Origin of the sequence: Variovorax paradoxus, assembly GCF_029919115.1 — a bacterium.
In the GTDB taxonomy this organism is placed as follows: domain Bacteria; phylum Pseudomonadota; class Gammaproteobacteria; order Burkholderiales; family Burkholderiaceae_C; genus Variovorax; species Variovorax paradoxus_O.
The window spans coordinates 1847778-1873393 of the sequence record NZ_CP123990.1 but is presented as its reverse complement, the minus strand read 5'-3'; the positions used below and the strand labels follow the sequence as shown (position 1 = coordinate 1873393).

At 65.5% G+C, this 25616-nt stretch carries 27 protein-coding genes; 9 read left to right on the top strand and 18 right to left on the bottom strand.

Annotated features, from left to right (window positions below; all coding sequences use genetic code 11):
• Nucleotides 1-32: 32 nt before the first annotated feature.
• Complete coding sequence (locus tag QHG62_RS09195) at nt 33-935, bottom strand: SDR family oxidoreductase (RefSeq protein WP_281150582.1); 903 nt, start codon at nt 933-935, stop codon at nt 33-35.
• A gap of 146 nt (nt 936-1081) precedes the next feature.
• On the opposite strand from QHG62_RS09195, the gene QHG62_RS09190 reads away from it, so the two are divergent.
• Nucleotides 1082-1960 (top strand): CoA transferase, encoded by an 879-nt coding sequence (locus tag QHG62_RS09190; RefSeq protein WP_281150581.1) that lies wholly within the window; start codon nt 1082-1084, stop codon nt 1958-1960.
• On the opposite strand, the gene QHG62_RS09185 is transcribed toward QHG62_RS09190, so the two are convergent.
• From QHG62_RS09185 to QHG62_RS09175, 3 genes are all read right to left on the bottom strand, one after another.
• A complete protein-coding gene (locus QHG62_RS09185) occupies nt 1961-4081 on the bottom strand; it encodes an esterase-like activity of phytase family protein (protein ID WP_281150580.1) in 2121 nt (706 codons plus the stop codon).
• A gap of 125 nt (nt 4082-4206) precedes the next feature.
• Nucleotides 4207-5127, bottom strand: a complete 921-nt coding sequence (locus QHG62_RS09180; protein WP_281150579.1) for a hypothetical protein — start codon at nt 5125-5127, stop codon at nt 4207-4209.
• A complete protein-coding gene (locus QHG62_RS09175) occupies nt 5124-5297 on the bottom strand; it encodes a hypothetical protein (protein ID WP_281150578.1) in 174 nt (57 codons plus the stop codon). Before QHG62_RS09175 ends, QHG62_RS09180 begins: the two co-directional genes overlap by 4 nt.
• On the opposite strand from QHG62_RS09175, the gene QHG62_RS09170 reads away from it, so the two are divergent.
• Nucleotides 5296-5649 (top strand): DUF1294 domain-containing protein, encoded by a 354-nt coding sequence (locus tag QHG62_RS09170; protein ID WP_281150577.1) that lies wholly within the window; start codon nt 5296-5298, stop codon nt 5647-5649. The two genes, QHG62_RS09175 and QHG62_RS09170, sit on opposite strands and share 2 nt — an antisense overlap.
• 3 nt (nt 5650-5652) lie before the next feature.
• Here QHG62_RS09170 and QHG62_RS09165 read toward each other — a convergent pair whose 3' ends face one another.
• Nucleotides 5653-8070, bottom strand: a complete 2418-nt coding sequence (locus QHG62_RS09165; RefSeq protein WP_281150576.1) for a YgiQ family radical SAM protein — start codon at nt 8068-8070, stop codon at nt 5653-5655.
• A gap of 155 nt (nt 8071-8225) precedes the next feature.
• On the opposite strand from QHG62_RS09165, the gene QHG62_RS09160 reads away from it, so the two are divergent.
• Entirely contained in the window at nt 8226-9182 is a 957-nt protein-coding gene (locus tag QHG62_RS09160) for a bifunctional helix-turn-helix transcriptional regulator/GNAT family N-acetyltransferase (RefSeq protein ID WP_432445592.1), read from the top strand.
• On the opposite strand, the gene QHG62_RS09155 is transcribed toward QHG62_RS09160, so the two are convergent.
• The 6 genes from QHG62_RS09155 to QHG62_RS09130 form a co-directional block, all read right to left on the bottom strand.
• Entirely contained in the window at nt 9169-10677 is a 1509-nt protein-coding gene (locus QHG62_RS09155; RefSeq protein ID WP_281150574.1) for a tripartite tricarboxylate transporter permease, read from the bottom strand. The two genes, QHG62_RS09160 and QHG62_RS09155, sit on opposite strands and share 14 nt — an antisense overlap.
• Nucleotides 10678-10692: 15 nt before the next feature.
• A complete protein-coding gene (locus tag QHG62_RS09150) occupies nt 10693-11166 on the bottom strand; it encodes a tripartite tricarboxylate transporter TctB family protein (protein ID WP_281150573.1) in 474 nt (157 codons plus the stop codon).
• A gap of 43 nt (nt 11167-11209) precedes the next feature.
• Nucleotides 11210-12232 carry a tripartite tricarboxylate transporter substrate binding protein gene (locus tag QHG62_RS09145; RefSeq protein ID WP_281150572.1) on the bottom strand — a complete coding sequence of 341 codons (1023 nt, stop codon included), beginning with the start codon at nt 12230-12232 and terminating at the stop codon, nt 11210-11212.
• A gap of 127 nt (nt 12233-12359) precedes the next feature.
• The gene (locus tag QHG62_RS09140; protein ID WP_281150571.1) at nt 12360-13142 is read right to left on the bottom strand and encodes a 3-hydroxybutyrate dehydrogenase; all 783 of its coding nucleotides are present in this window, start codon (nt 13140-13142) and stop codon (nt 12360-12362) included.
• A gap of 75 nt (nt 13143-13217) precedes the next feature.
• Nucleotides 13218-14417, bottom strand: coding sequence for a patatin-like phospholipase family protein (locus QHG62_RS09135; RefSeq protein WP_281150570.1), 1200 nt, complete (start codon nt 14415-14417; stop codon nt 13218-13220).
• 50 nt (nt 14418-14467) lie between these two features.
• Nucleotides 14468-14917 (bottom strand): CHRD domain-containing protein, encoded by a 450-nt coding sequence (locus QHG62_RS09130; RefSeq protein ID WP_281150569.1) that lies wholly within the window; start codon nt 14915-14917, stop codon nt 14468-14470.
• 124 nt (nt 14918-15041) lie between these two features.
• On the opposite strand from QHG62_RS09130, the gene QHG62_RS09125 reads away from it, so the two are divergent.
• Nucleotides 15042-15593: a DUF924 family protein gene (locus tag QHG62_RS09125; RefSeq protein ID WP_281150568.1), complete on the top strand. Its 552-nt coding sequence runs from the start codon at nt 15042-15044 to the stop codon at nt 15591-15593.
• Here QHG62_RS09125 and QHG62_RS09120 read toward each other — a convergent pair.
• Nucleotides 15590-16507, bottom strand: coding sequence for a YihY/virulence factor BrkB family protein (locus tag QHG62_RS09120; protein WP_281150567.1), 918 nt, complete (start codon nt 16505-16507; stop codon nt 15590-15592). The two genes, QHG62_RS09125 and QHG62_RS09120, sit on opposite strands and share 4 nt — an antisense overlap.
• Before the next feature lie 82 nt (nt 16508-16589).
• Between QHG62_RS09120 and QHG62_RS09115 the strand changes: the two genes are divergently transcribed.
• Genes QHG62_RS09115 through QHG62_RS09105 form a run of 3 tightly spaced genes read left to right on the top strand, consistent with a single transcriptional unit; the run spans nt 16590 to nt 18778 of the window.
• Nucleotides 16590-17180, top strand: coding sequence for a chromate transporter (locus QHG62_RS09115; protein WP_281150566.1), 591 nt, complete (start codon nt 16590-16592; stop codon nt 17178-17180).
• On the top strand, nt 17177-17785 hold the full coding sequence (locus QHG62_RS09110; protein WP_281150565.1) for a chromate transporter: 609 nt from the start codon (nt 17177-17179) through the stop codon (nt 17783-17785). Before QHG62_RS09115 ends, QHG62_RS09110 begins: the two co-directional genes overlap by 4 nt.
• A gap of 33 nt (nt 17786-17818) precedes the next feature.
• The gene (locus QHG62_RS09105; protein ID WP_281150564.1) at nt 17819-18778 is read left to right on the top strand and encodes an aldo/keto reductase; all 960 of its coding nucleotides are present in this window, start codon (nt 17819-17821) and stop codon (nt 18776-18778) included.
• On the opposite strand, the gene QHG62_RS09100 is transcribed toward QHG62_RS09105, so the two are convergent.
• The gene (locus QHG62_RS09100) at nt 18775-19296 is read right to left on the bottom strand and encodes a GNAT family N-acetyltransferase (RefSeq protein ID WP_281150563.1); all 522 of its coding nucleotides are present in this window, start codon (nt 19294-19296) and stop codon (nt 18775-18777) included. The two genes, QHG62_RS09105 and QHG62_RS09100, sit on opposite strands and share 4 nt — an antisense overlap.
• Nucleotides 19297-19478: 182 nt before the next feature.
• Between QHG62_RS09100 and QHG62_RS09095 the strand changes: the two genes are divergently transcribed.
• A complete protein-coding gene (locus QHG62_RS09095; RefSeq protein WP_018902777.1) occupies nt 19479-19649 on the top strand; it encodes a hypothetical protein in 171 nt (56 codons plus the stop codon).
• Between the two features lie 23 nt (nt 19650-19672).
• Here QHG62_RS09095 and QHG62_RS09090 read toward each other — a convergent pair whose 3' ends face one another.
• Nucleotides 19673-20539, bottom strand: a complete 867-nt coding sequence (locus tag QHG62_RS09090; RefSeq protein ID WP_281150562.1) for an NmrA family NAD(P)-binding protein — start codon at nt 20537-20539, stop codon at nt 19673-19675.
• Nucleotides 20540-20600: 61 nt separating this feature from the next.
• Entirely contained in the window at nt 20601-21539 is a 939-nt protein-coding gene (locus QHG62_RS09085; protein ID WP_281150561.1) for an NADP-dependent oxidoreductase, read from the bottom strand.
• Between the two features lie 105 nt (nt 21540-21644).
• On the opposite strand from QHG62_RS09085, the gene QHG62_RS09080 reads away from it, so the two are divergent.
• On the top strand, nt 21645-22520 hold the full coding sequence (locus QHG62_RS09080) for a LysR family transcriptional regulator (protein WP_281150560.1): 876 nt from the start codon (nt 21645-21647) through the stop codon (nt 22518-22520).
• Nucleotides 22521-22525: 5 nt separating this feature from the next.
• Here QHG62_RS09080 and QHG62_RS09075 read toward each other — a convergent pair whose 3' ends face one another.
• From QHG62_RS09075 to QHG62_RS09065, 3 genes are all read right to left on the bottom strand, one after another.
• Complete coding sequence (locus tag QHG62_RS09075) at nt 22526-23020, bottom strand: Lrp/AsnC family transcriptional regulator (protein ID WP_281150559.1); 495 nt, start codon at nt 23018-23020, stop codon at nt 22526-22528.
• Nucleotides 23021-23091: 71 nt separating this feature from the next.
• Nucleotides 23092-24495, bottom strand: a complete 1404-nt coding sequence (locus QHG62_RS09070) for an aspartate aminotransferase family protein (RefSeq protein WP_281150558.1) — start codon at nt 24493-24495, stop codon at nt 23092-23094.
• 154 nt (nt 24496-24649) lie between these two features.
• Nucleotides 24650-25582, bottom strand: a complete 933-nt coding sequence (locus QHG62_RS09065; protein ID WP_281150557.1) for a 2-hydroxyacid dehydrogenase — start codon at nt 25580-25582, stop codon at nt 24650-24652.
• Nucleotides 25583-25616: the final 34 nt, after the last annotated feature.

Here is a 25616-nt window from a genome sequence, read left to right as displayed (position 1 = left end):
GCGCGATCCATCTGCTGCCTGCAAGCGGGGCGTCAACGCTGAGCCTTGTCCTTCTGGTTCTGCGCCTCGATGCGCTCGCGCGCGGCCTGCCAGTCGTCGTCGCTCCATTGGCGCAGCTCGTAGAAGTTGCCGCCCGTGGCCAACGCGTTGCCGCCGTCCATCATGATGCTCTGGCCGGTGAGCCAGTCGCACTGGCCCGGCGCCATGAGAAAAGCGGCCAGGTTCTGCAGCTCGCTCATGCGGCCGGTGCGCGCCATGGGGTTGCTCTTCTTGCTGCGGGCGCCGGGCTCCTCGCCGGGGTTCAGGCGCTTGCTCATGCCCTCGGTCGGAATTTCGCCCGGCCCGACGGCGTTCAGCCGAATGCCGTGGCGCGCCCATTCGACCGCCAGCGACTTGGTCATGACTTCGATGCCGGCCTTGCTCATGGCCGAGGGCACCACGTAGGGGCTGCCGTTGTCCACCCAGGTCACGATGATGCTCATCACGCTGCGCAGCGCATCGCCCTCCTTCCATTTGCCGGCCTTGGCTTCGGCCACCCAGCGCTTGCCCACGGCCTGCGTGACGTAGAAGCTGCCGTGGAAGACGATGTTCGCAATGGCGTCGAAAGCGCGCGGCGAGAGGCTTTCGGTCGGGGCCACGAAGTTGCCCGCCGCGTTGTTGACGAGCCCCGTGAGGCCGCCGCTCTGGAACAGGCTCTCGACCATCTCGTCTACGTTCTGCGCAATGCGGATGTCCACGCCGAAGGTGTCGATTCGGCGCCCCGGAAACTGCTGGCGCCACTCGGCCGCAGTTTCTTCGCAGACCGACTGGCGGCGTCCGCAGATTGCGATGTCGGCCCCCAGGCCCAGAAAGCGCTCGGCCATCGCGCGGCCAAGGCCGGTGCCGCCGCCAGTCACGAGAATGCGCTGGCCGCTCATGAGGGAAGCTTCAAACATGATGAATCTCCTTGAACATTGCAACTGAGTGGCAAAGCGCGGCGCCGCCACGGCACATGCTACGCCTGGGGTGGACGCCGTGGCTTGCGAAATCTGGCTCCGCGTGGGTAAAAATGGCCCCAGCCCTGTTCACTGGATACATGACCATGCAAAGCCCCGCTGCCTCGTCTTTCCAATCGCTTGCCGGCGTTCGTGTGCTGAGCCTTGCGCTCAACCTGCCGGGCCCGGCGGCGCTGCTGCGCTGCCGCGGCATGGGTGCCACCTGCCTGAAGTTCGAGCCGCCGGCCCGCGACCCGATGGCGCTCTACAACAAGGCCGCGTACGCCGCGCTGCACGAAGGCATCGAGGTTCGCACGGCCGACCTGAAGACCGAAGCCGGGCAGCAATTGCTGCATGCCGAGCTCGCGCAAACGGACGTGCTGCTGACCTCTTTCCGGCCTTCGGCGCTCGTCAAGCTGAAGCTCGACTGGGCATCGCTCCAGGCGCGCCATCCGTCCCTGTCGCAGGTCGCCATCGTCGGCGCGCCTGGCGAGCGTGCCGAGGAGCCGGGACACGACCTCACCTACGTTGCGGAAAGCGGGCTGGTCACCGGCACCGAACTGCCGCCGACGCTCTATGCCGACATGGGCGGCGCCCTGCTCGCAAGCGAGGCGGTGCTGCAGGCCACCTTGCATGCGCGCTCCGCTGCCAAGCCGAACGGCGTGTACCTCGAAGTGGCGCTCAATGCATCGGCCGATTGGCTGGCGCTGCCGCGCACCTGGGGCCTGACGCGGCCCGAGGGCGCCGTGGGCGGCGCGCACGCGGGCTACCGCGTCTACCCCTGTGCGGATGGGCGCGTGGCCGTTGCCGCGCTGGAGCCGCACTTTGCAGAACGCCTCTGCGAAGCGGCAGGCGTGGCTTCGCGCGACATGTTTGCCGCGGCCACGCACGAGGGCATTGCCGCGTGGATTGGCACCCGCACACGTGCGCAGCTCGAAGCCATGGCACGCGAGCGCGACGTGCCGCTGCTCACGCTGGCCGACTGATCAAAGGCGCAGTTCGCTCAGCTTGCGATCGAGCTTGATGAGCCAGATGCGCACCGGCCGTTCCAGGTCGCTGCCGCGCGTGATGCGCGCGCCCGTCACGCCCGGCGGGCACTTGGCAATGATTGCGCCGGCCGCATCCACCGTGCAGTCCTCGACGCTGCCTGCAACAGTCTTGCCGTCGGCATCGAGCAGGATCGTGCTCAGGCCGAAGTCGTTGTCGTTCACCAGCGCCAGCGTCTGGTCGTCCACCACGGTCAGGCCCTCGGCCTTTTCGGCCAGCCAGCCCAGTGCGTTGAGATCGAGCAGTTCGGTTTTGCGCATCGCTACCACCGCAGAGTAGTCAGCTGCTCCCGAAGGTGCCTGCGTGATGCTGCTGATTTCCAGGTTGTGGTCGAAGGCTGCAATGTCGGTCGCATTGGCCGGCAGCTCGACAAGCATCAGCTTGTTGAACACCTTGCCGTCGCTCTTGCGCGCCCCCTGCTCGATCACGATGAAGCGGCCGTTGCCCAGGCTCACCACGTCGCCGAGCTTGGCGTTGCCGGTGCGGTTCTTGTCGTACTGGCTGCCGTCGATCGGGTAGGCATAGAGCTTGGACGTCTCGGTGGCCGGATCGAACGCGAGCCAACGCGTGAACTTCGCAATGTGGCGCACATCGGTCTTGCTGCCGCCCGGCGGCGTGGCCTGGATCGACTTGCCCGCGCCGTCCTTCGGATCGATCGGGCTCTGCAGGAAGCCATGCAGCTTGCCGCTGGCCGCGTCGAGCGTCAGCCCCTCCATGCCGCGGTTGGCACGGCGCTGCGCAAGCACCGGCGGCAGGTCGGCGGCGCCGCTGCCGGGGGCGTATTTCTTCTCGATCACGCCGGTCGCAATGTTGATGCGTGCGATGAATGGGCCGTACTCGTCGCTGGTCCACAGCACGTTGCGCGCCTTGTCGAGCACCAGCGTCTCGGGGTCGAGGCCGTTGGCGTCGTAGTTCGCCTTGGCGGCATCGAACACGTAGCGATCGGTCAGCGGCGTTTCGCCCGTCGAACCCACCCCCGATTGGGGCGGCAGGCCGGTGATCTTCTTGCCGGCGTCGAGCTTGAGCGGCAGGCTGGACGAGAGCACCGCGCCCGTCTTGCCGATGCGAACGATGCCGAAGCTCGGCGCAAACGACGGCGCGGGAAACACCTTGCTGATGCTGGTGGCGCCGCCGCCGCCGGGCACGGGCGCGGTCGGGCCGTCGCCATTGGGGCCGCGGTCGGTAATGGCATAGAACTCGAGCGTGCCGTCGTCGGCCTTGCCCTTGAACGCCAACCCCGAGCCGTAGGCCGGCAGGAAGCCCGCTGGAAAGTCGGCCTTGGTCTTCTCGTTCTCGCCCTCGTAAGGCACGTTGAAGCTGGCATCGGCCTGCATCTGGTAGCGGGTCACGTCGATGCCGATGGTGCCGAGCGCGTTGGTCTGCGTCGAGGCTTCGGTCACCGGCTCGGCAAGGCGCGAGGCCAGCGTGTTCTCGAAGTGTTCACGCGCCAGCGTGCGGCGGCTCGAATCGACCATGCGGGCATTGTAGGGAGCCGGCAGCCCTGCGAGCACCACGTTGAGGGCGGTGTTGAAGGCATCGGCCGCGGCGCCAAAGTCGAGCGCACCGGCCGTCAGTGCGGCCTTGAGCGCCGGGCTCAGGTGAATGCCGTTCGAGGGATCGCGGTCTTCGTCGAAGCTCTGCAGCGCGAGCAAGCGGTTGACCACTGCGTCGGCCTTCACATCGGTGCCGCCGGCCAGACTCAACGGGGTGATCGCGTCGCCGCAGGCTGCACTGCCGAGCGCGAGCGCGCCGAGGCTGAACACAACGATCTCTCCGTCTTTGCAGGTGAACTCGCCACTGGCGTTGGTGGAGGTCTTGGCCGAGTTGCCGGCAACGTAGTCGAGGCCCTCTACTGCCGCGTCAAGGAAGGTGCCGGTCTTCGATTGGGCGACCGGCGGATTGGTCGTGCCACCGCCACTGCCTCCGCCTCCGCCGGATGCCGGCGGAAACGCCCATGCGCCAGTGCCGCCGCCATCGCCGCTGCCGCCGCAGGCGCTCAACAGCACGCCGGCACTTGCGAGCGCCAGCCAGCCCATCCTCGATCCTCTCGTCTTCCGCATTGCTTGTCCTTGTGATGCGCCGGCGCAAAGGCGCAGGCCCCGGCGATTACCGCCGAGGCAGATGACAAGTCCGTGAAATTGCAGTCGAAAGGCTGCGGTGGCCGCGCTTTTTTCTTGGCGCCGGTTCAGCGTTTGGTGCCGTCGCGTTCGCGGTCCTCGCGCTTGATCGCGAGATAGGTTTCGAGTTCGATCTCGTGCAGCTGCCGCGGATATTGCTCGGCCGCGGCAAACCAGGAGCGCTCCCGCCGCTCGGCCGGCGCGCCGGCTTCCGAAGAGAGATAAGTGTCGAGCGTCAGAAAGTAGCGCATCGCATTGCGCTCCACCAGACCGCGCGCGCCGCGAATGTACTCGGGCTGCCCGTCGGCCTCCTTGCCCACCACGGTAAAGCCCACCTTGTTGCGGCCGAAGGTGGCCAGGTACGCCTGGGTGGCCATGCGAACCATCATGTTGTGGTCGTAGCTGTAGCCAAAATGCAGGAAGCTCTTTTTCTCGTCGAGCGCCACCGCTTCGAGCGTGACTCGGTAGTTGCTCGTGCCCAGCGGTCCGCTCGCCGCGTTCATCTCGACCGACAGGTAATCCGGCGTCGCGTTGGCCACCCGATAGATGAATGGCAACTGAAACGCCTGCTCCACTGGCTTGTCGTAGCGCCGTACGACGAAGAGCGTGAGCATGTCCTGGCCCTGCGGCGTGGCGCCTGCGCGGCATCGGCGATTGTTCACATGGAGCTTCAGCAGTTCGCACCACTGGGACGACTCCTTGAGCGCGGCGCTGATCTCCGGCAGCGGGTGGTCCACCACCGCGTAGATATCGCCCTGCAGCCCGCCGGGCGTTTCAAGTGAATCAAGCCGAACTGGGCGCCCGAAGCCGCTGCGCTCGAGCTTGGCCTTCATGCGCTGATGCGTCGTACGCAGCGCCTCCGCCGAAGCGGGGGCCGGCGCAGAAGGAGATTCGGACGGCGCTGCCGCCGCGTACGACGAAGCCGCGAGCAGAACAGCCCCCGCCAGGGCGCGCAACCACGAAACCAGCGGAGAGAACAAAGTACTCATGGGGCCACACGATACAACGGGCGGCGAGAATCCCGCCATGCATCCTTCTCTTTCAGTCTGCAAACCGTGAAGCGCCAAGCTCCCGCATCGCCGAATGCGGGCCGCGCCGCAGCCGCTTCGCGACGACGCAGCGGGGCGGCGCCCTCCTCTTCATCGTCGATGCTGCCCATGAGCCTGCTGCTCCTGGGTTATGCGGCCGTGCTCGGCTACGGCGTATGGACCGCGCGCCTGCCTCCGCTTGCCTTGGGCGTGCTGCTGCTGGTCAGCCTTCTGACCTTCGCTGTCTACGGTTTCGACAAGAGCGCCGCCCAAGCCGGCCGTTGGCGCACCGCGGAGAGCACGCTACACCTGCTGTCTCTGGCGGGAGGATGGCCGGGCGCGTGGTGCGCGCAGCGGCTCTTCCGCCACAAGTCGCGCAAGGTGAGTTTCATGGCAGGCTACTGGGCCACCGTGCTACTGAATATCGCCGCTGTGGCCGCCTGGGTCGGCAAGCTGGTGCCCGCAGGCGTGCTCGGGAACTGAAGCTCAGCGCGGCTTGCGGATGCTGCCGCGCACCGGGCCGGCGGCAGCCTTGCGCGCCGGCGCTGAACCGTTGTCCCGCGGAGGCAGGCCGGTGTGCTGCGTGAGCATGCGGCCCTTCGATGGCTTGACCGGCGCCAGCCTGACCGGCGCAGATGCCTTGGCATCCTTCGCCTTTGCCGGGGCAACCGGCGCGCTGGTCGAGTTCTTGCGCCGCGCGCTCGTGTAGCCGCCGTCGGTGAGCGGCTGCCACGTTGGAATGAGGTGGTGCTTGCCGTTGCCGATGAGGTCGGCGCGGCCCATGCTCTTCAGCGCCTCGCGCAGCAGCGGCCAATTGTTGGCGTCGTGGTAGCGCAAAAAGGCCTTGTGCAGGCGGCGGCGCTTGTCGCCGCGCACGATGTCCACCGTCTCGCTGTCGCGCGTGATCTTGCGCAGCGGGTTCTTGTTGGTGTGGTACATCGTCGTGGCCGTGGCCATTGGGCTCGGGTAGAACGTTTGCACCTGGTCGGCGCGGAAACCGTTCTTCTTGAGCCAGATCGCGAGGTTCATCATGTCCTCGTCGCTGGTGCCCGGGTGCGCGGCAATGAAGTACGGAATGAGGTACTGCTTCTTGCCCGCCTCGGCCGAGAACTTCTCGAACATCTGCTTGAACTTGTCGTAGCTGCCGATGCCGGGCTTCATCATCTTGGTGAGCGGGCCCTGCTCGGTGTGCTCTGGCGCAATCTTCAGGTAGCCGCCGACGTGGTGCTGCACCAGTTCCTTCACGTACTCGGGCGACTGCACGGCCAGGTCGTAGCGCAGGCCCGAGCCGATCAGAATCTTCTTGATGCCCTTGAGCGCACGCGCACGGCGGTAGATCTTGATGAGCGGATCGTGGTTGGTGCCCAGGTTCTGGCAGATGCCCGGATACACGCAACTGGGCTTGCGGCAGGCGGCTTCGATCTCGGGGCTCTTGCAGCCGAGCCGGTACATGTTGGCCGTGGGGCCGCCCAGGTCGGAGATGGTGCCGGTAAAGCCGCTCACGCTGTCGCGAATGGCCTCGACCTCCTTGATGATCGATTCTTCGGAGCGGCTCTGGATGATGCGGCCCTCATGCTCGGTAATGGAGCAGAAGGTGCAGCCGCCAAAACAGCCGCGCATGATGTTCACGCTGAAGCGGATCATTTCCCACGCGGGGATCTTGGTCGCGCCGTCGTGGCTGCCGTTTTCGTCGGCGTAGCGCGGATGCGGGCTGCGTGCATACGGCAGGTCGAACACGTGGTCCATCTCGGCCGTGGTGAGCGGAATGGGCGGCGGGTTGATCCACACGTCACGCGCCGTGGCGCCTTCGCCGTGCGCCTGCACCAGTGCGCGGGCGTTGCCGGGGTTGGTTTCGAGGTGCAGCACGCGGTTGGCGTGGGCATAGAGCACCGGGTCGGCGCGCACCTGCTCGTACGAAGGCAGGCGAATCACGCTGCGGTCGCGCGGAGGCACCTTGATCTTGGCGCGCTGCTGGAGCGCGGGGTTCGGCACGAAGGTGAGCGGCTTGATGGCCGGGTTCACCGGATTGGCCGCGGCGCCTGCTTCAGCAGCTTGCGCCACAGCCTGGGCCTCGTCTTCCTTGGCGCAGGTGGCGCCATTGGCCTTGGCCTGCTCCGACACCATGAGATACGGGTTGACGTGCGCCTCGACGCGGCCCGGTTCGTCCACGCTGGTGGAGTTGATCTCGAACCACTCTTCAGGCGTGTCGCGCCGCACGAATGCAGTGCCGCGCACGTCTGTAATCTCATGCACCGGTTCGCGGGCGGCCAGCCGGTGCGCAATTTCGACAATGGCGCGCTCGGCATTGCCGTACAGCAGCAGGTCGCACTTCGAATCGACCACGATCGAGCGGCGAACCTTGTCCTGCCAGTAGTCGTAGTGCGCAATGCGCCGGAGCGAGCCTTCGATGCCGCCCAGGATGATGGGCACGTCGTTCCACGCTTCCTTGCAGCGCTGCGAATACACGATGGCCGCGCGGTCGGGCCGCGCGCCGCCGACATCGCCGGGGGTGTAGGCGTCGTCGCTGCGAATCTTGCGGTCCGCCGTGTAGCGGTTGATCATCGAATCCATGTTGCCGGCAGTCACGCCGAAGAACAGGTTCGGCTTGCCCAGCGCCTTGAAGGGCTCGGCGCTCTGCCAGTCGGGCTGCGCGATGATGCCCACGCGAAAGCCCTGCGCCTCGAGCATGCGGCCGATCACGGCCATGCCGAAGCTCGGATGGTCGACATAAGCGTCGCCCGTCACCACGATGATGTCGCAGCTGTCCCAGCCGAGCGCATCCATTTCCTTGCGTGTGGTCGGCAAGAACTTGGCCGTGCCGAAACGGGCTGCCCAGTACTTGCGGTAGCTCGTCAGCGGCTTGGCGGCGCGCGCAAAAAAGGAGACGTCGACGGGGGCGTTCATCAGTGGGAATTGGGCAGCGCGGCTTGGCGGGCTCGGCGCGGCAGTGGGCAACCCACCATTTTAGGGTTTTCCATCACTTCTGTCGCGTCCGGATGGGTTGGCGCGGAGTCAGCAAGGCCTTTAATTGGTTGCCATAGTCAACTATAAATATGACAATGGCAAGTATGCCAAACACCCTCGCCACTCCCGACGCCGCCGCCGTCAAGGCAATCCGGCAGTTCAACCGCTTCTACACAAGCCGGATCGGCGTGCTCGATCCGTACCTTGGCAGCGACATGTCGCTCACGGATGTGCGCGTGCTTTACGAACTGGCTCACCGCGAAGTACCCGTGGCGAGCGAAATCGGACGAGATTTGCGGCTGGACGCCGGCTACATGAGCCGCATCCTGCGCCGCTTCGAAGCCGCTGGCTGGCTCACGCGCGAGCCCCATGCCCGTGACGCGCGGCAAAGCGTGCTGCGCCTTACTGAAGCAGGCCACGCCGCATTTGCGCCGTTGCAACAAAAATCGCGTGACGAGGCAGCCGCCCTTCTCTCACCGCTGCCGCCGCACGACCGCCAGCAGGTGGTCGATGCCATGGCGCGCATCGAGCGCCTGCTCGATGCGGCCGCCGCCCCGGTGGCACGCACCCGCACCATCGTGCTGCGCGACCCGCTGCCCGGCGACCTGGGCTGGGTGGTGCAGCAACACGGCGAGCTGTATGCGCGCGAATACGGCTGGAACAGCGAGTTCGAGGCACTGGTTGCAGAAATCGTGGCCGAGTTCGTCCGCAAGTTTCAGCCAGAGTGGGAGAAATGCTGGATTGCGGAGCTCGACGGCGAGCGGGTGGGCGCGATCTTCGTGGTGCGCAAATCGTCCACTACCGCCCAGCTGCGGCTGCTTCTGCTGGCCCCCTCGGCCCGCGGCCTGGGCCTGGGCGGGCGCCTGACCGACGAATGCATTGCCTTCGCACGCGCCAAGGGCTACAAGAAGATGGTTCTCTGGACCAACAGCTGCCTCGAGGCCGCCCGCGCCATCTATGCCAAGCGGGGCTTCAAGCTGGACAAGGCCGAGCCCTACGAAGGCTTCGGCCAGCAGCTCGTGGGCGAAACCTGGTCGCTCAAGCTGCAGTAGACGGAGCCGTTCGCCGGCCCTTGGTCCACAGCTTCTTGAGCAAGGGCACGACCCAAATCAGCACAACCACCGCGGCCAGCGAGGCGGCAATCGGCCGAGACACAAAGCCCGCCAGGTTGCCGTCGGACTTGATCATCGATGTGATGAAGTTCTCTTCGAGCATGCCGCCGAGCACCACGCCAAGGATGGCGGGCGCAATTGGAAAACCGTTTTCCTCGAGCAGGTAGGCCACGATGCCGGCCGCGAGCATCACGCCCACGTCGAACAGCGAGTTGTTGATGGCAAATGCACCGACGATGCAGAACAGCAGGATGAGCGGCATCAGCACGTTGCGCGGCACCCGCAAGATGCGCTTGGCCACCTTGATGCACAGGATGCCGAGCGGAATCATGATGATGTTGGCAATGATGAACAGCATGAACACCGCATAGATGTTCTGCGGGTTCGTGGTGAACAGCGTCGGCCCCGGGTTGAGGTTCTTCATGTAGAGCACGCCGATCACGATGGCGGTGATCGAGTCGCCCGGAATGCCGAACACCAGCGCCGGAATCCACGCGCCGGCCAGTGCGCTGTTGTTGGCCGAGCCCGATTCGACAATGCCTTCGACATGGCCGGTGCCAAACTTCTCGGGCTCCTTCGAGAACTTCTTGCTCATGGCGTAAGACATCCATGCCGCAATGTCGGCGCCCGCCCCGGGCAATGCCCCCACCGCCGTGCCCAGCACGCTGCCGCGCAATATCTGCACCGGGTACTTCTTGGCCAGCGCCCATTGGCCCGAAAGCACGCGGCCCACTTTCTCGACCACGATCTCGCCCGGCGGCAGCGTGTCGACCGCGAAGCGGATCACCTCCGAGATGGCGAACATGCCGATCATCATCGGGATCATGCCGATGCCGCCGGTCATCTCGGCGTTGCCGAAAGTGAAGCGCGGAAAACCCGCCGGGTTGCCGAGGCCCACGCAGGCCACCAGCAAGCCCAGCAAGAGCGTGACCATGCCCTTGAGCGGCCGGTCGGAGGTAATGAACACCGCGCACGTAAGGCCCAGCAGCACGAGCCAGAAATACTCGAACGAGCTGAAGTTGAGCGCAAAGTCGGCCAGCGCCGGCGCCGCCACGATGAGCACCACCGTGCCGAAAAGACCGCCGACGGCAGAGAACACCAGCCCCGCACCCAGCGCCGTTTCCGCCATGCCCTTGCGCGTCATGGCAAAGGCCTCGTCGGTATAGGCGGCCGATGCAGGCGTACCCGGAATGCGAAGCAGGCAGCCCGGAATGTCGCCCGAAAAAATAGCCATTGCGGTGGCCGTCACCATGGCCGCAATGGCGGGAATGGGCTGCATGAAGAAAGTGACCGGCACCAGCAGCGCAACCGCCATGGTGGCCGACAACCCCGGTACCGCGCCAACGAAGAGGCCGTAGAGCGAGGCCAGCACCATCACAAGGATGGTGTAGGGCTCGAAGACCATCGAGAAAGCCTGCAAGAGTGCTGCCGACATGTGTAGAGACCCTCGTTACCAGGCAATGGGCGTCAGCACGCCCCAGGGAAGCGGAACGCGCAGCAGCTTGTAGAACGCTGCATGAATGACCAGCGAGGCAATCAGCGCAACCAGCACCGCGCGGCCTGGCGGCACGCGCATGGTCAGCATCAGCGCCAGCAATGAGATGGCCACGGTCGGCAAGAAGCCGAGCCGCTCCGAAGCGAATATGTAGAACAGCACCGATCCGACGACCAGCGCCGCGGCCAGCACATGGCGCGGCGAAGAGGCCCAATCGCCCAGCCGCACCCATGCCGCGGCATGCCGCTCGCGCCAGCCCTTGACCAGCAGCATGGCGCCGCAAAGGCACAGCCCGATGGCGATCAGCCCCGGAAAAAGCGCCGGCCCCACCTGCTGGCCCGGTATGCCCGGATAGCCGCGCACCACGGCAAGCACCAGCCCGCCGAGTACCAGAAGAACGAGCCCGAAGACCGCGTCGTTGAACTTCATTGCGCCGCACCTCCGCCAGGCACGCACGCACGCCGCGCGGCACTCACTTGACGATACCCACGGCCTTCATGGTTGCGCCAAGCTCGGCGTCGGACTTGGCCATGTAGGCTGCAAATTCGTCCGGCGCCGCATAGATCACGCCGAAGCCGCGGGAGGCCATGAAGTCGGTGTACTCCTTGCTCGCCACCACCTTCTTGAGCGCACCGGCAAGCTTGTCGCGCACATCGGCCGGAAGGCCCTTTGGCGCAACAATGCCGCGCCAGGCGGCCATCGACCAGTCGCTGCCGATGGAGGCCTTGAGCGTGGGCACATTGGGGTAGAGCGCCGAAGGCTTGTCGCTCATGATGGCAAGGCTCTTGACCTTGCCCGCATCGATGAGCGAGCGCGCCTCGGGCAGCGAGACCGGCGCAATCTCCACGCCGCCTGCAACCACGTCCTGCAGCCCCGGCGCTGCGCCGTTGCTCGGCACCCACGGCACGGCCGCGGGGTCGATCTTCTGGTCGCGCAAGAGGCCGGCAATGGCCAGGTGCCAGATGCCGCCCTGCCCCGTACCCGAGGCCTTCAACTTGCCGGGGCTGGCCTTGATGGCCGCCAGCAGTTCGGCCACTGTCTTGTAGGGCGCATCGGCGCGCACCTGGATGCCGGCCGGGTCGAGGTTGGCAAGGCCGATGGGCGTGTACGACGCGCTCGTGAGCTGCGTGAGCCCCTGCCAATGCATCATGCCGATCTCGACCGTGGCCATGCCGATGGTGTAGCCGTCCGGCGGTGCGGCGGCAATGGCCGAATGGCCCACCACGCCGTTGCCGCCCGTGCGGTTCACCACGGTGATCGGCTGGCCCAGCTCTTTTTCGAGCAGGCTCGCAATGATGCGCGCCGTGGCGTCGGTGCCGCCACCCGCGCCCCACGGAACGATCAGTGTGACTGGGCGGCTCGGATACGCCTGCGCCGCCGCGGGAGCCGACCCCGCCAGCATTGCGAGCCCGGCAGCAAGGACCGCGGCATGGGCAACGAAGGAGCGCCGCGAAAAGACATGGGACGAACTGACACGGGACGAACTGACACGCATGGTTGTTGTCTCCTGGCGAAAGTCTTTGGTATGACGTTTGAATGGCCATGCGATTTTTCGCACAGTTCACTCGCCAGAGACATTAGGGTGAACCATCGTGCGCCGCGCGCCGCGGCGTCTTAGGGGGTTACTGCATGAACCAGCCGTGGCTCACCACCAGCGATTGCCCCGTCAGTGCGTTGGTCGGAAAAGCCGCGAACATCAACGCCACCCGGGCCACGTCTTCGGTGGTGGTGAACTCGCCGTCGACCGTCTCCTTGAGCATCACGTTCTTGATGACTTGTTCTTCGGTAATGCCAAGCGTCTTCGCCTGTTCCGGAATCTGCTTTTCAACCAGCGGCGTGCGCACGAAGCCCGGGCAGATCACGTTGGCGCGCACACCGTGCCTGGCGCCTTCTTTCGCGACCGTCTTGGCCAGGCCGATGAGGCCGTGCTTGGCGGTAACGTAGGGCGCCTTCAGCAGCGATGCTTCCTTCGAATGCACCGAGCCCATGTAGATCACGCTGCCGCCACGGCCTTGCGCGTACATGTGCTTGAGGCAGGCCTTGGTGGTGAGAAAGGCGCCATCCAGGTGAATGGCGAGCATCTTCTTCCAGTCGGCAAAACTGAACTCATCGACCGGATGGACGATCTGCACGCCGGCATTGCTGATGAGAATGTCGATGCCGCCAAAGGCCTTGGCCGCTTCTTCGACCGACGCGTTGACCTGGTCTTCGCTGGTCACATCCACCGCCACGCCGATGGCTTGGGCGCCCGAGGCCTTCAATTCCTCGGCCGTCGCGTCGGCCGCTTGCTTGTTGAGGTCGGCAATGACGACCTTGGCGCCTTCGCGCGCAAACAGAACGGCAATTTCCTTGCCGATGCCGCTGGCCGATCCGGTGATGTAGGCGACCTTGTCCTTGAGTTGCATGGTGAACGTCCTTGAGGTTAAAGAAGAAGAAAAACTGCAAGATTCAGGCGAGCGCGCAGGCCGCTGCCTTTTGAATCAACGCGACAACCCGGGCCGCTTGATGCGCCCCACACCGGGTTCGCCCAGGTCGAAGGTGGTCACGCCGTTCACCGTGGCGTCGCTGCGCAATGTTTCGGGATGCGCAAGCGTCCGCCGCATGTCGCGCGCGCCGGCCTCCCAATGCTCTTCGACGGCGGCGCGCGAGAACTCGTAGTCCTTCGATTCGGCCTCGTAGGGCTTGTCGCGGTAGATCAGGTGAAAGATGTCGATCGGGTGGTGCGTGAGCTCGGCCTGCACCGCAAGCACCGAAGGGTCGTTGCGCAGGTTGGCGGGCAGCTTGGAGATCAGGTCCGCAATGGCCTGCTGCAGGTTCAGGTTGGCGGCCAGCGCATCGGTGTTCATGCGGGTGCGGCTCGAATAGGTGATGTCCTTCTGCCGCTCGAGCACACCCGACAGCGTGCGCGGCATTTCGCCCCGCGCATTGAAAAGATCGACCTGCAGCACCACCAGCGGCTCGGAGCGCGGGTGAATGTCGAGCACGTACTGCAGCGGCGTGTTCGAGACGATGCCGCCGTCCCAATAATCGTCGCCGTCGATCGTCACCGGCGCAAAGCCTGGCGGTAGTGCGCCGCTGGCCATGATGTGCTCGGGGCCGATGCGCTGGCGCGTGTTGTCGAAGTACACCGAGTTGCCGGTGCGCACGTCGACCGCGCCCACGCTGAAGCGCGCCTCGCAGGCGTTGATGCGGTCGAAGTCGACCAGGCGCTCCAGCGTGAGCTTGAGCGGCGCCGTGTCGTAGTAGCTTAGAAGCGGTGCCGCGGCGCCCATCAAAAGCGCGGGCGAATAGCGCGGTTCGAAGAAACCGGGAATGCCGACCAGCATTGCCATGGAAGCGCTCCACTGGTTCTGCGCGGCGCGGTCGCCCAGCCATGCCGGCAGCCGCTGCGCCGGCCCGGAAGACACCAGGTGCCAGAACTCCCGCAGCCGCTCTACCCGCTTCTCTGGCGCATTGCCCGCGATCAGCGCGGCGTTGATGGCGCCGATGGAGACGCCGGCAATCCAGTGCGGCTGGAGGTCGGTTTCACTGAGCGCGGCATACACGCCGGCCTGGTAGGCGCCGAGGGCGCCCCCACCCTGCAGCACCAGCGCCTTGCGCGCATGGCGCATGTCCTCGCGGGGCGCTGCGAACGGGCTCAGGGTCTTCTTGCTTGCCGTGCGAGGCTTCTTCGTCGTCATATGGTGTCATTTGACACCAGCCCCGCGACTGCAAGCTGACCGCAGTCCCCTTACATCTTGGGCAGCATCTGTCCCCGGATTTCGCCCGCCGGGTTGGCGGCCGTGTGGATGTTGGCGTACCACTTGCCCGCGATCAGGTCGGCAGCTTGCGCCGGCGTGAGCGTGGCCTGGCCTTCGATGGGGCTCTCCGCGCTGGCAAAGGGCAGCACCACGCCGGCATTGGCGCCCGCGGCCGCCGGGCCGTGGAAGTGCCCCGCCGTTGCCGGGCCGCTGAGGCCGCTGTAGGTGATCTTGTATTTCAGGACGTTGGTGTCCCTGTTGAGCCAGGCCTCGGCCAGCCCGCTGCCGCGTGTCATGTTGGGCGGCACTTCGCTGGCTGCGTTCATGGTGCCGCTGAAGCTCGCGACGTTCGACTTCGACATCATCCCGCAGCCGGCCAGCGCAGCGCTGGCCACCCCGGCAATGAGGGTTGCGCGCAAAAGGGTGCCATATCGGTTCATGAGCTTTATCTCCTGAGTTATGAAACCGCTTCAGCATAGGCAGCGCCGGCCTGTGCCGATGTCGGCCACCACCGCGACTTTCAAGGCCCCGGGGCAGCGCCCCAGGCTGAAAGACAATGCAGCGATGAACCCTGCCAACCTTCCCTCCGCCCGTGACGTGGTCGACTTCTGGCGCAGCGCCGGGCCCGACCGATGGTTTGCCAAGAACGACGCCTTCGACGCAGAGTTCGGCGGGCGCTTTCTCGCCGCCCATGAAGCGGCCGCACTTGGCGAACTGGACCATTGGGCGAAAGACGCCGAGGGCGCGCTCGCTCTGATGGTGCTGCTCGACCAGTTTCCGCGCAACACCTGGCGCGGCAACGCGCGCATGCTCGCCACGGATGCCAAGGCGCTTGCCATTGCCCGCCAGGCGATAGAGGCCGGGTTCGACCTGAAGGTGGACAAGGCATTGCGGCGCTTTTTCTACCTGCCCTTCATGCACTCCGAATCGCTGCCGGACCAGGAGCGCTCGGTCGAACTCAACGCGGCGCTCGACGCCAACACCCAGCGCTTTGCAGTCTTGCACCGGGACATCATTGCGCGCTTCGGCCGTTTTCCGCACCGCAACAAGCTGCTCGGGCGCACCAGCAGCGCCGAGGAACAGCGCTACCTGGACGAAGGCGGATTTGCCGGCTAGCGCTGGGGCAGCGGCTCCGACCGTGTCGGCGACGGGTTCGCTGGGGCGGCGTCCTTTGCGTTCTTGAGCGAGCCGTAGGTCTTGGCATACACCCAGGTGAACTCGGCGCCCAGGAGAAAGATCTGCGCCGAGTAATACACCCACACCAGCACCACCACCAACGAGCCCGCGGCGCCATATCCCGAAGCCACGCTGCTCTTGCCGATGTACAGGCCGATGAGGTGCTTGCCGATGGTGAAGAGCAGCGCCGTGACCGCAGCCCCAACCCACACGTCGCGCCACTGCACTTTGGCGCGCGGCATGATCTTGTAGATCATGGCGAAGATCACCGTCACCATCGCAAAGCTGAAGACGAAGTTCACCGCTTGCGCCAAGGTGGCCCAGGCTCCGAACACCGGCGACCACCACTTGCCCAGCGCAGCCAGCGCCGCGCTCGCCACCAGCGACACCATGAGCAGGAAGCCGATGCCCATGATCATGCTGAACGACAAGAGCCGCACGCGCAGCAAGTTGAAGAGCCCCTTGTTCTTCGCGCGGGCCGGTGCGCGCCAGATGCGGTCGAGCGCGTCTTGCAACTCGCCAAAAACGGTGGTCGCGCCGATCACCAGCAGCCCAATGCCGGCCATCGTGGCCACGATGCCTTCGGCCGGCTTGTTGACCGCCTGCAGCATGGCTTGCACCGCAGCGGCACCCTGCTCGCCCATGAGGCCCGCAAGCTGCAGGAAGATCTCGCCTCGCGCGGCCTCCTGGCCGAACACCAGGCCGGCCACGGCAATCACGATCAGCAGCAGCGGCGCAATCGAGAACACCGTGTAGTAGGCCAGCGCGGCGCCCATGCTCGGGGCATAGTCGTTCGACCATGAGGCGATGGCCTCCTTGCACAGATCGAAAAGCGCGCGCATTTGCATGACCATGAAGTCTCCCTTTTGAATGACACAACGGGATGTCAGCCCGATGCCCGGCGTGTTGCAGGTATGGCTACGATAATCGCACCACATGCATCCGTCCCCCTCAGGCGCGGCGGCGCCGTCCGACCCTCCGCAACCGAAGTCGCCACGCGACCTTTTTGTTTCATTCACCTGGCTCGCCCTGCAGGGATTCGGCGGCGTGCTGGCCATCGTCCAGCGCGAAATGGTCGAAAAAAAGCGCTGGCTCACGCCAGAGCAGTTCCTCGAAGACTGGGCCGTGGCCCAGGTGATGCCGGGGCCGAACGTGGTCAACCTTGCGCTGATGATCGGCGACCGGTACTTCGGGCTCCGCGGCGCCATCGCCGCCGTGGCGGGCATGCTCGCGATACCGCTGGTCGTCATCCTCATGCTGGCCGTGCTCTACGCCCACTATGCCGGCAACCCGCAGGTGGCGGGTGCGCTGCGGGGAATGGGCGCGGTGTCGGGCGGCCTGATTGCGGCCACCGGCATCAAGCTGATTCCGCAGCTGCGCAAGCATCCGCTGGGCTTTGCCGCCTGCCTGGTGTTCGTGGCGCTGGTGTTCGGCGCCATCGCACTTCTGAAGGTTCCGCTCGGCTGGGTGCTGCTGGCGCTAGGCGGCGTGGCCTGCGCGTGGACGTGGCGGAGGATTGCGCCATGAGCCAAATAACGATCGCGATGCAGTGGCACGACTGGCTTGCGCTCTTCGGCCAATACCTGCTGCTTTCACTGCTGTCGATCAGCGGCGCCATCACCACCGTGCCCGACATGCACCGCTACCTGGTTGCGCAGCACGGCTGGCTCAGCGATGCGCAGTTCAGCTCGTCGGTTGCCATTGCACAGGCTGCGCCGGGCCCGAACGTGCTCTTTGTGGCGCTCATGGGCTGGAACGTGGGGCTCAATGCGGGCGGCGGCATTGGCGCCGGGCCGGGCGCCTGGCTGCTCGGCTTGCTCGGGCTTTCGGTCACCATGGTCGGCATCATGCTGCCGAGCACCACCCTCACCTACCTTGCCACCCGCTGGGGCCACCGCAATCGCGGCAGGCGCGGCGTGCGTGCCTTCAAGCAAGGCATGGCGCCGGTGGTGGTGGGCCTGCTGATTGCCACCGGGTGGGTGCTCGCGGCGGGCAACCATTCGGGCGATGCGCCGGCCTGGCACCTGTGGCTGCTGAGCGCGGTCGCCACGCTCGTCGTCTGGCGCACGCGCATTCACCTGCTGTGGCTGCTCGGCGCGGGCGCGCTGCTCGGTGCCGCGGGCTTCGTCTGATTCTTCTTTCTCTCCCTCTCAGGAAACACACTCATGTCGCAACTGCGCTCGCTGGGCCGCTCGGGCCTCCTGGTTTCACCGCTTGCCTTCGGTGGCAACGTGTTCGGCTGGACGGTGGACGAAGCCACCTCGTTCCGCCTGCTCGATGCCTGGCTCGATGCGGGCTTCAACTTCATCGACACGGCCGACGTGTACTCGAGCTGGGTGCCCGGGCACACCGGCGGCGAGTCCGAAACCATCATCGGCAAGTGGCTCAAGCAAAGCGGGAAGCGCAACCGCGTGGTGCTGGCCACCAAGGTAGGCAAGCCGATGGGCGAAGGCAAGGCGGGCCTTTCGCCAGCGTACATCCGCGAGGCCGTGGAGGCTTCGCTCAAGCGCCTGCAGACGGACTTCATCGACCTGTACCAGTCGCACGACGACGATACGGCCACGCCGCTGGAAGACTCGCTGGGCGCTTTCGACGAGCTCATCAAGGCCGGCAAGGTGCGCGCCATCGGCGCCTCCAACTACAGCGCGCCGCGGCTGGCCGAAGCGCTGGACGTGTCCGAGCGGCTGGGCATTGCGCGCTACGAAAGCCTGCAGCCGCTCTACAACCTGTACGACCGTGCGGTGTTCGAAGACGAGCTGGAGCCGCTGTGCGTGAAGCGTGAGGTGGGCGTCATCAACTTCTATGCGCTGGCGGCCGGCTTCCTGACCGGCAAGTACCGCACCGAAGCCGACGCCGCCAAGAGCGCACGCGGCGCCAACACCACCAAGAAGTACCTGAACCCGCGCGGGCTGCGCATTCTCGAGGCGCTCGACAAGGTAGCCCAGCAGTACAACGCCAAGCCGGGCCAGGTTGCAATTGCATGGCAGATCGCGCGGCCTTCGGTTACGGCGCCCATTGCCAGCGCAACCTCGATTGCCCAACTCGAAGAACTGGTCGTGGCCACACAGCTGAAGCTGGATGCCGGCACCATCCAGATGCTCGACCGGGCCAGCGAAGAAGCCTAGCCGTCGACCGGGTTCAGCGGGGTCGAAAGAATCCGCTGGTAGAAGGCCACGTCCAGCCAGCGGCCAAACTTGAATCCGGCCTGCCGTACGGTGCCGGCATGTTCGAAGCCCAGCCGTTGGTGCAGGCTGATGCTGCCGGCGTTCGCCGCATCGATGGCGCCGACCATCACATGCACGTCGCGCGCCACCGCCTCGTCGATGATCGCCTCCATGAGCGTGCGGCCGAGCCCGGCGCCACGGTGGCCGGACTCTACATACACAGAATGCTCCACCGTGTACTTGTAGGCCGGAAAGGCGCGAAACGCGCCGTAGCTCGCAAAACCCAGCAGCTTTCCGTTCTCGTCTTCGGCGCCGATCACCGGAAAGCCGTTGGCGCGCTTGGTGGCAAACCACGCCACCATGCTCTCGGGCGTGCGTGGCTTGTAGTCGTACAGCGCGGTCGAACGGACGATGGCTTCGTTGAGGATGGCGAGGATGGCGCCCGCGTGGGCTTCTTCGGTGCAGGGGATCAGGCGCATGTTTTTTTCCTTTCAGGCGGAAGCGGAGTGTTGGACAGTCTGCCCGATATGAGCGTGCGATTGCCTCGCGTGCCACCCAGGGAGTAGTAGGCAAGTTCCCACATCGACTGGCGACGAAGGCTTGGGCCGGCCCGGTCGCCCGTCGGGATACTCGAGGCATCACAGTTTCGGGGGAAACAAGCATGTCCTTTGTGCTCTACATGATCGGTTTTCTGATTTTCCTGGCCGGCCTCGCCTGGGGCGCTTCGGTCGCCGGCGTGCCCACGTTGTACATCGGCATTGGCGCGCTGATCATCCTGGGCATCGGCATCTTCAGCGCGGTGGGACGCACCCGCAGCAAAGACCCGTCTTGACCCGCTAGCCCGACGGCCAATCTTCAAGATGCGGCAACGGCTTCCTTGACGAAGTCGGCATACGTGCGCAAGGGACGGCCCAGAACGGCCTGCAGGCGATCCGCCGCACCCTCCGCGCGCATGCCGAACTTCTGGATTCCGGCCATCATCAGGCGCATGTCGTAGGCAAGCCAGGCCGGCCCCAGCGCGGCCATCTGCCCTTCGAAAGCCGCCACGTCATCCCCGCCGTAAGCCACCGCCCGACCGAGTGCGGCACTCCACATTCCGGCCACCGACTCTCCAGTCAACAGCTCCGGCCCAACCAGTTCCAGCGTTGTGCGCGGCAATGGCGCGGGCGCGCGATCGCGGCGCAGCAATTCTGCAACCGCCGCATCGGCGATGTCTCGCGCATCGATCATCGCAACACCCGCCGAGCCGATCGGCATCGGGTATACGCCGTAGCCCTGGATCACCTGCTGGACCATGCGTTCGTTCTGCATGAAGTAGGCCGGCCGAAGGATGGTCGCCGGAATGTCGAGGCTCTCGATCATTCGCTCGACCGTGTGCTTGCCGGTGAAGTGCGGCACGTTGGTGAACTTGTCCGCATGAATGACCGACAGGTAGACGATGCGCTCGATGCCAGCCTCGCGCGCCAGGTTCAGCGCGACAAGGGCTTGCGTCACTTCGTCCGGCGTGACGGCGTTCAGCAGGAACAGCGTGCGCATCGGCGACAGAGCCGCGCGCATTGAAGGCACGTCGGTCAGGTCGCCGACGACCTCCTTGACGCCAGCCGGAAAGCTTTGCTTGCCGGCTGTGCGAACGAACGCGCTGACTTCGGCGCCGGCACTGGCCAAGCCCTGGACGACGAGGGAACCGATGGTGCCGGTGGCACCTGTGACGAGAATGGTCATGAAAATCTCCGGGGTGGTTGAGTCAAAGGATTGAGTTGAAGGAACAAGGCGAAGGCGTCGATCAGCGCGAAAAGTCCGCGACGACCTTGCCGATGCGAGGGTCGGTGCGATTGCGTTCGATGGCCGCAGGGATGTCGTCGAAGCCCACGGCTTCGCCCAGCTTCGAGACCAGCGTGCCTTGCGCAACCTCGGCCACGAGGCGTTCCAGCAAAGCGGCGTCCGGCTTGTTCATGAACCACAGTCCACGGCGGCCGGAAGGCGTGCGTGCAAGGATGTCGGGCGAGGTCGTGCCGACGATGGCGCCGTTCTTCGCCAGCACCTGCCAAGAGCGGTCGAGCACTTCGCCGCCGACGTAGTCGAGCACCAGGTCGATGTCCTGGGCGACCGATTCGAAGCGCTCGTTCTGGTAGTCGATGACATGGTCTGCGCCCAGGCTGCGCACGTAGTCGACATGCGCCGTGGACGCAGTCGCGAAGACTTCGGCACCTGCCTGCCTGGCGTACTGCACGGCATAGCCGCCCAAGCCTCCCGCCGCACCGTGGATCAGGATTCGCTGGCCTGCGGCAATCGGGCCCGCGTGGTGCAAGCTTTGCCAGCCTGCAACGGCAGCCACGGGAATAGCGGCCGCATGGACGTCGTCCAGGCCTTGCGGCGTGCGCACGAGGTTTGCTTCGTCGACTGCGACGACATCGGCATAGGCCCCCAGGCCGCCAAGCGGTCCCATGACGCGATCGCCAATGCGAAAGCGCGAGGCGCCGGCGCCGACTTCCTCGACGACACCCGCCAGTTCGATGCCCAGCACGGCAGGCAGCTGAAGCGGGAAAGCCTCGCGGACAAAGCCTTCTCGAACTTTCCAGTCGATGCCGTTCACACCGGCAGCCCGAACGCGGACCAGAACCTGGCCCGGGGCGGCCGTGGGCCTTGCGATCCCGGCGATCTCGGCGGCGGCTGCACCGCCATAGGCACGGATCAGCACAGCACGTTGAGTGGGAGCGGTCATTTCAATTTCCTCGTATCGAAGTTGCGATGAGGAGAAGATAGGCCGTTGCACTCCTAAAACGAAGATGCAAAAATATAGACACCTCGTTTCAAATATGGAACACACATGGATCTGAACGCATTGAGCGACTTCGCGCTGGTCGCGGCAAACGGAGGGCTCGGAAAGGCGAGCCGTGCAAGCGGAAGATCGAAGGCGACGCTGTCCCGCCGCATTGCAGACCTGGAAGAGCAGCTCGGCGTGCGGCTCATCGAGCGCAGCGCGCGCGGACTCAAGCTCACCGAGGCCGGCCAACTACTGATGGATCGCACCGAAGGGCCGATGCACGAAGTGGCCGACGCCATGACCTCCGCGCGCGAGGGCTTGTCGGTACCGCGCGGACGCCTGCGCATCGCTTCGCCGGTGCTGTTCTCCCAGCTTGCGATGGGCCGCATCTGCGCCGAGTTCTGCGCCGCCTATCCAGAGGTCACGTGCGAGGTGGTGGCCGACGACCGCATGGTCGATCTGGTCGAAGAGCAGTTCGACGCCGCGATCCGGATCAACCCCAGCCCCGACAGCAGCCTGGTGGGCCGGTGCTTCGCCAAGGACCGGCTCGTGGTTGTGGCTGCGCCTTCCGTGCCTGTGCCCGTGCCGGGCAAGGTGAGCCCCGTACCAGGCATCGTCTCAACCAACTATCAGGCCGGAAACTGGACGCTCGACGACGGGCGTCTTGTGGTGGAGCCGGTTCCAAGGCTCAGGCTTTCTTCATTCCTGATGATTCGCGATGCAGCGGTTGCCGGTGCCGGCGCCGCCCTGATGCCGCAGTCGATCGCGTGGGCCCAGCTGACGCGCGGGGAACTGGTTCAGTGGGGCACGGTTTCGGGGGCCGAGCCCGCGCTGTGGGTGCTGCATACATCGCGGCGACTTCCCGCGCCGAAGGTCCGGGCGTTCGTCGAATTCATGTGCGGGCGATATCCGCAGGGCTCTCTCGTACTGGAAGGCTAGACGCGTCAGCGCGAATGGGGAAACAGCCGTTCGATCGGGCAATGCGTCTTGATGAACGGCGACTTGATGACGATGTAGCTGAAGTACTTCGAGATGCCGATATTGCGTTCGAGCAGTCCCTCGATCACTTCCTGGTAGTGGTTGACGCCGCGCGTCAGAAAGCGCAGCAGGTAGTCGTATCCCCCGCTCACCAGGTGACATTCGAGCACCTCGTCCACCTCGCGGATTGCAGTCTCGAAGCGCACGAAGTCTTCGCGGTGATGGTCCTGCAGCGTGACTTCGGTAAACACGGTGAGCGCATCGCCGAGCTTTTCGAGCCGCAGGTGCGCGCCGTAGCCCGCGATGTAGCCGGCCTGTTCGAGCCGTTTGACTCGAATCAGGCACGGACTGGGCGACAGGCCCACGGCGTCGGCCAGGTCGACGTTGGTCATGCGCCCGTTCTGCTGCAACTGGGCCAGGATGCGCAGGTCGAGTCGGTCGATCTTGAAAGCTTCAGACATGGCGGTCCTGGAAAAACGGAGATGGTCCGATTCTGCTTTGCTGGCGGAACCCCGGATCAGTGCTTTCCCGCTCAGGCCGCGAGCGCGGCGCGCACGTCGGCGGCTTCCAGCACGTCGTCGAGCGTTTTCTTCAGGCGCACAAACATCTGGGCAAACTCGTCCTCGGTGAAGGTGAGCGCCGGTGCAAAGCCGAGGACGTTGTCGCCAAACGCTCGAAAGACGAGCCCGTTGCGATAGCCTGCTGCAAAGATGCGGTCCGAAAGGCCGAGCGCCGCATCGAAGCCGCGTTTGCTTTGCTTGTCGCTCACCAGTTCCAGCGCACCCAGCAGGCCGCGGTGCCGCGAATCACCCACCAGCGGATGCTCGCGCAGCGCATCGAGCCCCGCCGCGAAGTGGGCAGCAACGCGTTGCCCGTTGGCGAGTACGCCGCCCTCTTCGTAGAGGCGCAGCACCTCCAGCGCGACCGCGGCGCTTACCGGGTGGGCCGAATAAGTTGCGCCGTGGCCGACAGGGGCACCTGCGGGCGCACCGTCGGCAATGCCTGCGTAGACCTTCTCGGACATCATGGTCGCGCCCATCGGCACGTAGCCAGAGGTCAGGCCCTTGGCCATGGTCATCAAATCGGGCTCCACGCCTTCGGCCTCGCAGGCGAACATGGGGCCGGTGCGGCCGAAGCCGGTGATGACTTCATCGACGACAAAGAGAATATCCAGCTCGCGTGCAGCGTCTCGCATCGCCTTGAGCCAGCCCTTGGGCGGCACGATGACGCCGCCCGAACCCTGGATCGGCTCGCAGAAGAAGGCGGCCACGTTGTCCGCCCCCAGCTCGGCAACCTTCGCGCGCAGCGAGGCCACCGAAGCGGCGATCAGCGCCTGCGGATCACCGCCCTCCGCATGGCGGTAGGGGTTGGGCGACGGAATGTAGTGCTGGGTGGCAAGCGGCAGATCGAAGCCGCGATGAAAGACCGGCAAGGCCGTGAGCCCCGCGCCGGTGGACGACGAACCGTGGTAGCCGCGCTCCAGCGCAATGAACTGTTTTTTCGACGGCTTGCCGATCGCGTTGTAGTACTGCACGATGAAGCGCACGGCGGCATCGACGGCTTCAGAGCCGCCAAGGGTCATGTACACGCGGGTCAGCGAAGCGGGCGTGATCTGCACCAGCTTCTCTGCAAGGCGAATGGCCGGCTCGCTGCTGAAGTGGAAATAGCCGGTGGCGTACGGCAGGCGCCGCATCTGGTCGGCCGCAGCTTGCACCACGCTTTCCTGGCCGTATCCCACGTTCACGCACCAGAGGCCTGCAAAGGCATCGAGCAGTTCATGCCCGTTCGCATCCGTGAGCCATGCACCGCGTGCCGAGGCCAGCACGGTGGGGCCGCGCTGCTCGTGGGTGCGCCACGGTGAGACAGGATGAATGAGGTGGGCGCGGTCGAGGGCGTCGAGCGCGGCGAGCTGCGGCAATGCGGTGGGATGCGTCATGGCGGTGGTGTGTGAAGCGAGAGCGAACAAAGCTTTCGAATGAATGCCCTCAGCTTAGGTGCCCGGCCGCGCTGCGTGGTGCTGCTTTGGGGGTGCTGTGCAAAGCACGATGCGGTTATGCGCCTTGCCACAGCACAACATGCGGCGGGGCTTTTCAGTAGCCCTTGGCGCGGTCCACCAGGCCGACCATCGGCTCGCCTGCTTCGAAGCGGCGCAGGTTCCCGAGCACGGCCTCCGCGGCGCTCAACGGCTGCGTCATGCTCGCGATGTGCGGCGTGAGCTCGATGCGCGGATGGCGCCAGAAGGCATGCGAGGGCGGCAGCGGCTCGGGGTCGGTCACGTCGAGCACGGCATCGCCGATTCGGCCGGTGGCGAGTGCATCCAGAAAATCATGCTCGACCAGATGAGGCCCGCGGCCGACATGCACCAGCCCTGCGCCCACGGGCAACATGGAGAACAGCCTTGCATCGAGAAAGCCCCGCGTCGAATCGGTGAGCGGCAGTAGGCACACGAGGATGTCGGTGCGCGCAAGAAACGCGGGCAGCTCGTCGGCACCCGCATGGCACTGCACGCCCCGCACCTCATGTTGCGAGCGGCTCCAGCCGGCGCAGTCAAAACCCAAGGAGACCAGTTGCGCCAGCACGGCCTGGCCAAGGGAGCCCAACCCCAGCACACCGACGCGCCGCTCGCTCGCGGGCCGCACCGGCAACGGCTTCCATTGGCCTTCCTGCTGCTGCCGGCGGTACTGCGGCATGTCGCGATGCAGCCCGAGCACCGCATGCGTCACGTACTCGACCATGCCGTTGACGATGCCGGGCTCGACCATGCGCACGACGGGCAATCCCGGCGGCAATGCGGTGAAGTCGAACTGGTCGACACCCGCGCCAGAGGAGAACAACACCTCCAGATTCGGGAACAGCTCGGCGATGTCTTGCGGCGGCTCCCATGCAGCAAGAAAGCGCACCTGCGCCGGGTCACCTATGTCGGGCCAGATGCGGAAGTCGATGTCGGGGCGGCGTTGACCGAACACTTCGGCCCATTGGCGGCCGCGTACGGGGTCTGATTTGTAGAGGAAGGTGGTTTTCATGATTCGGATACGTTTGCTTTTTTGCTTTGCTGTT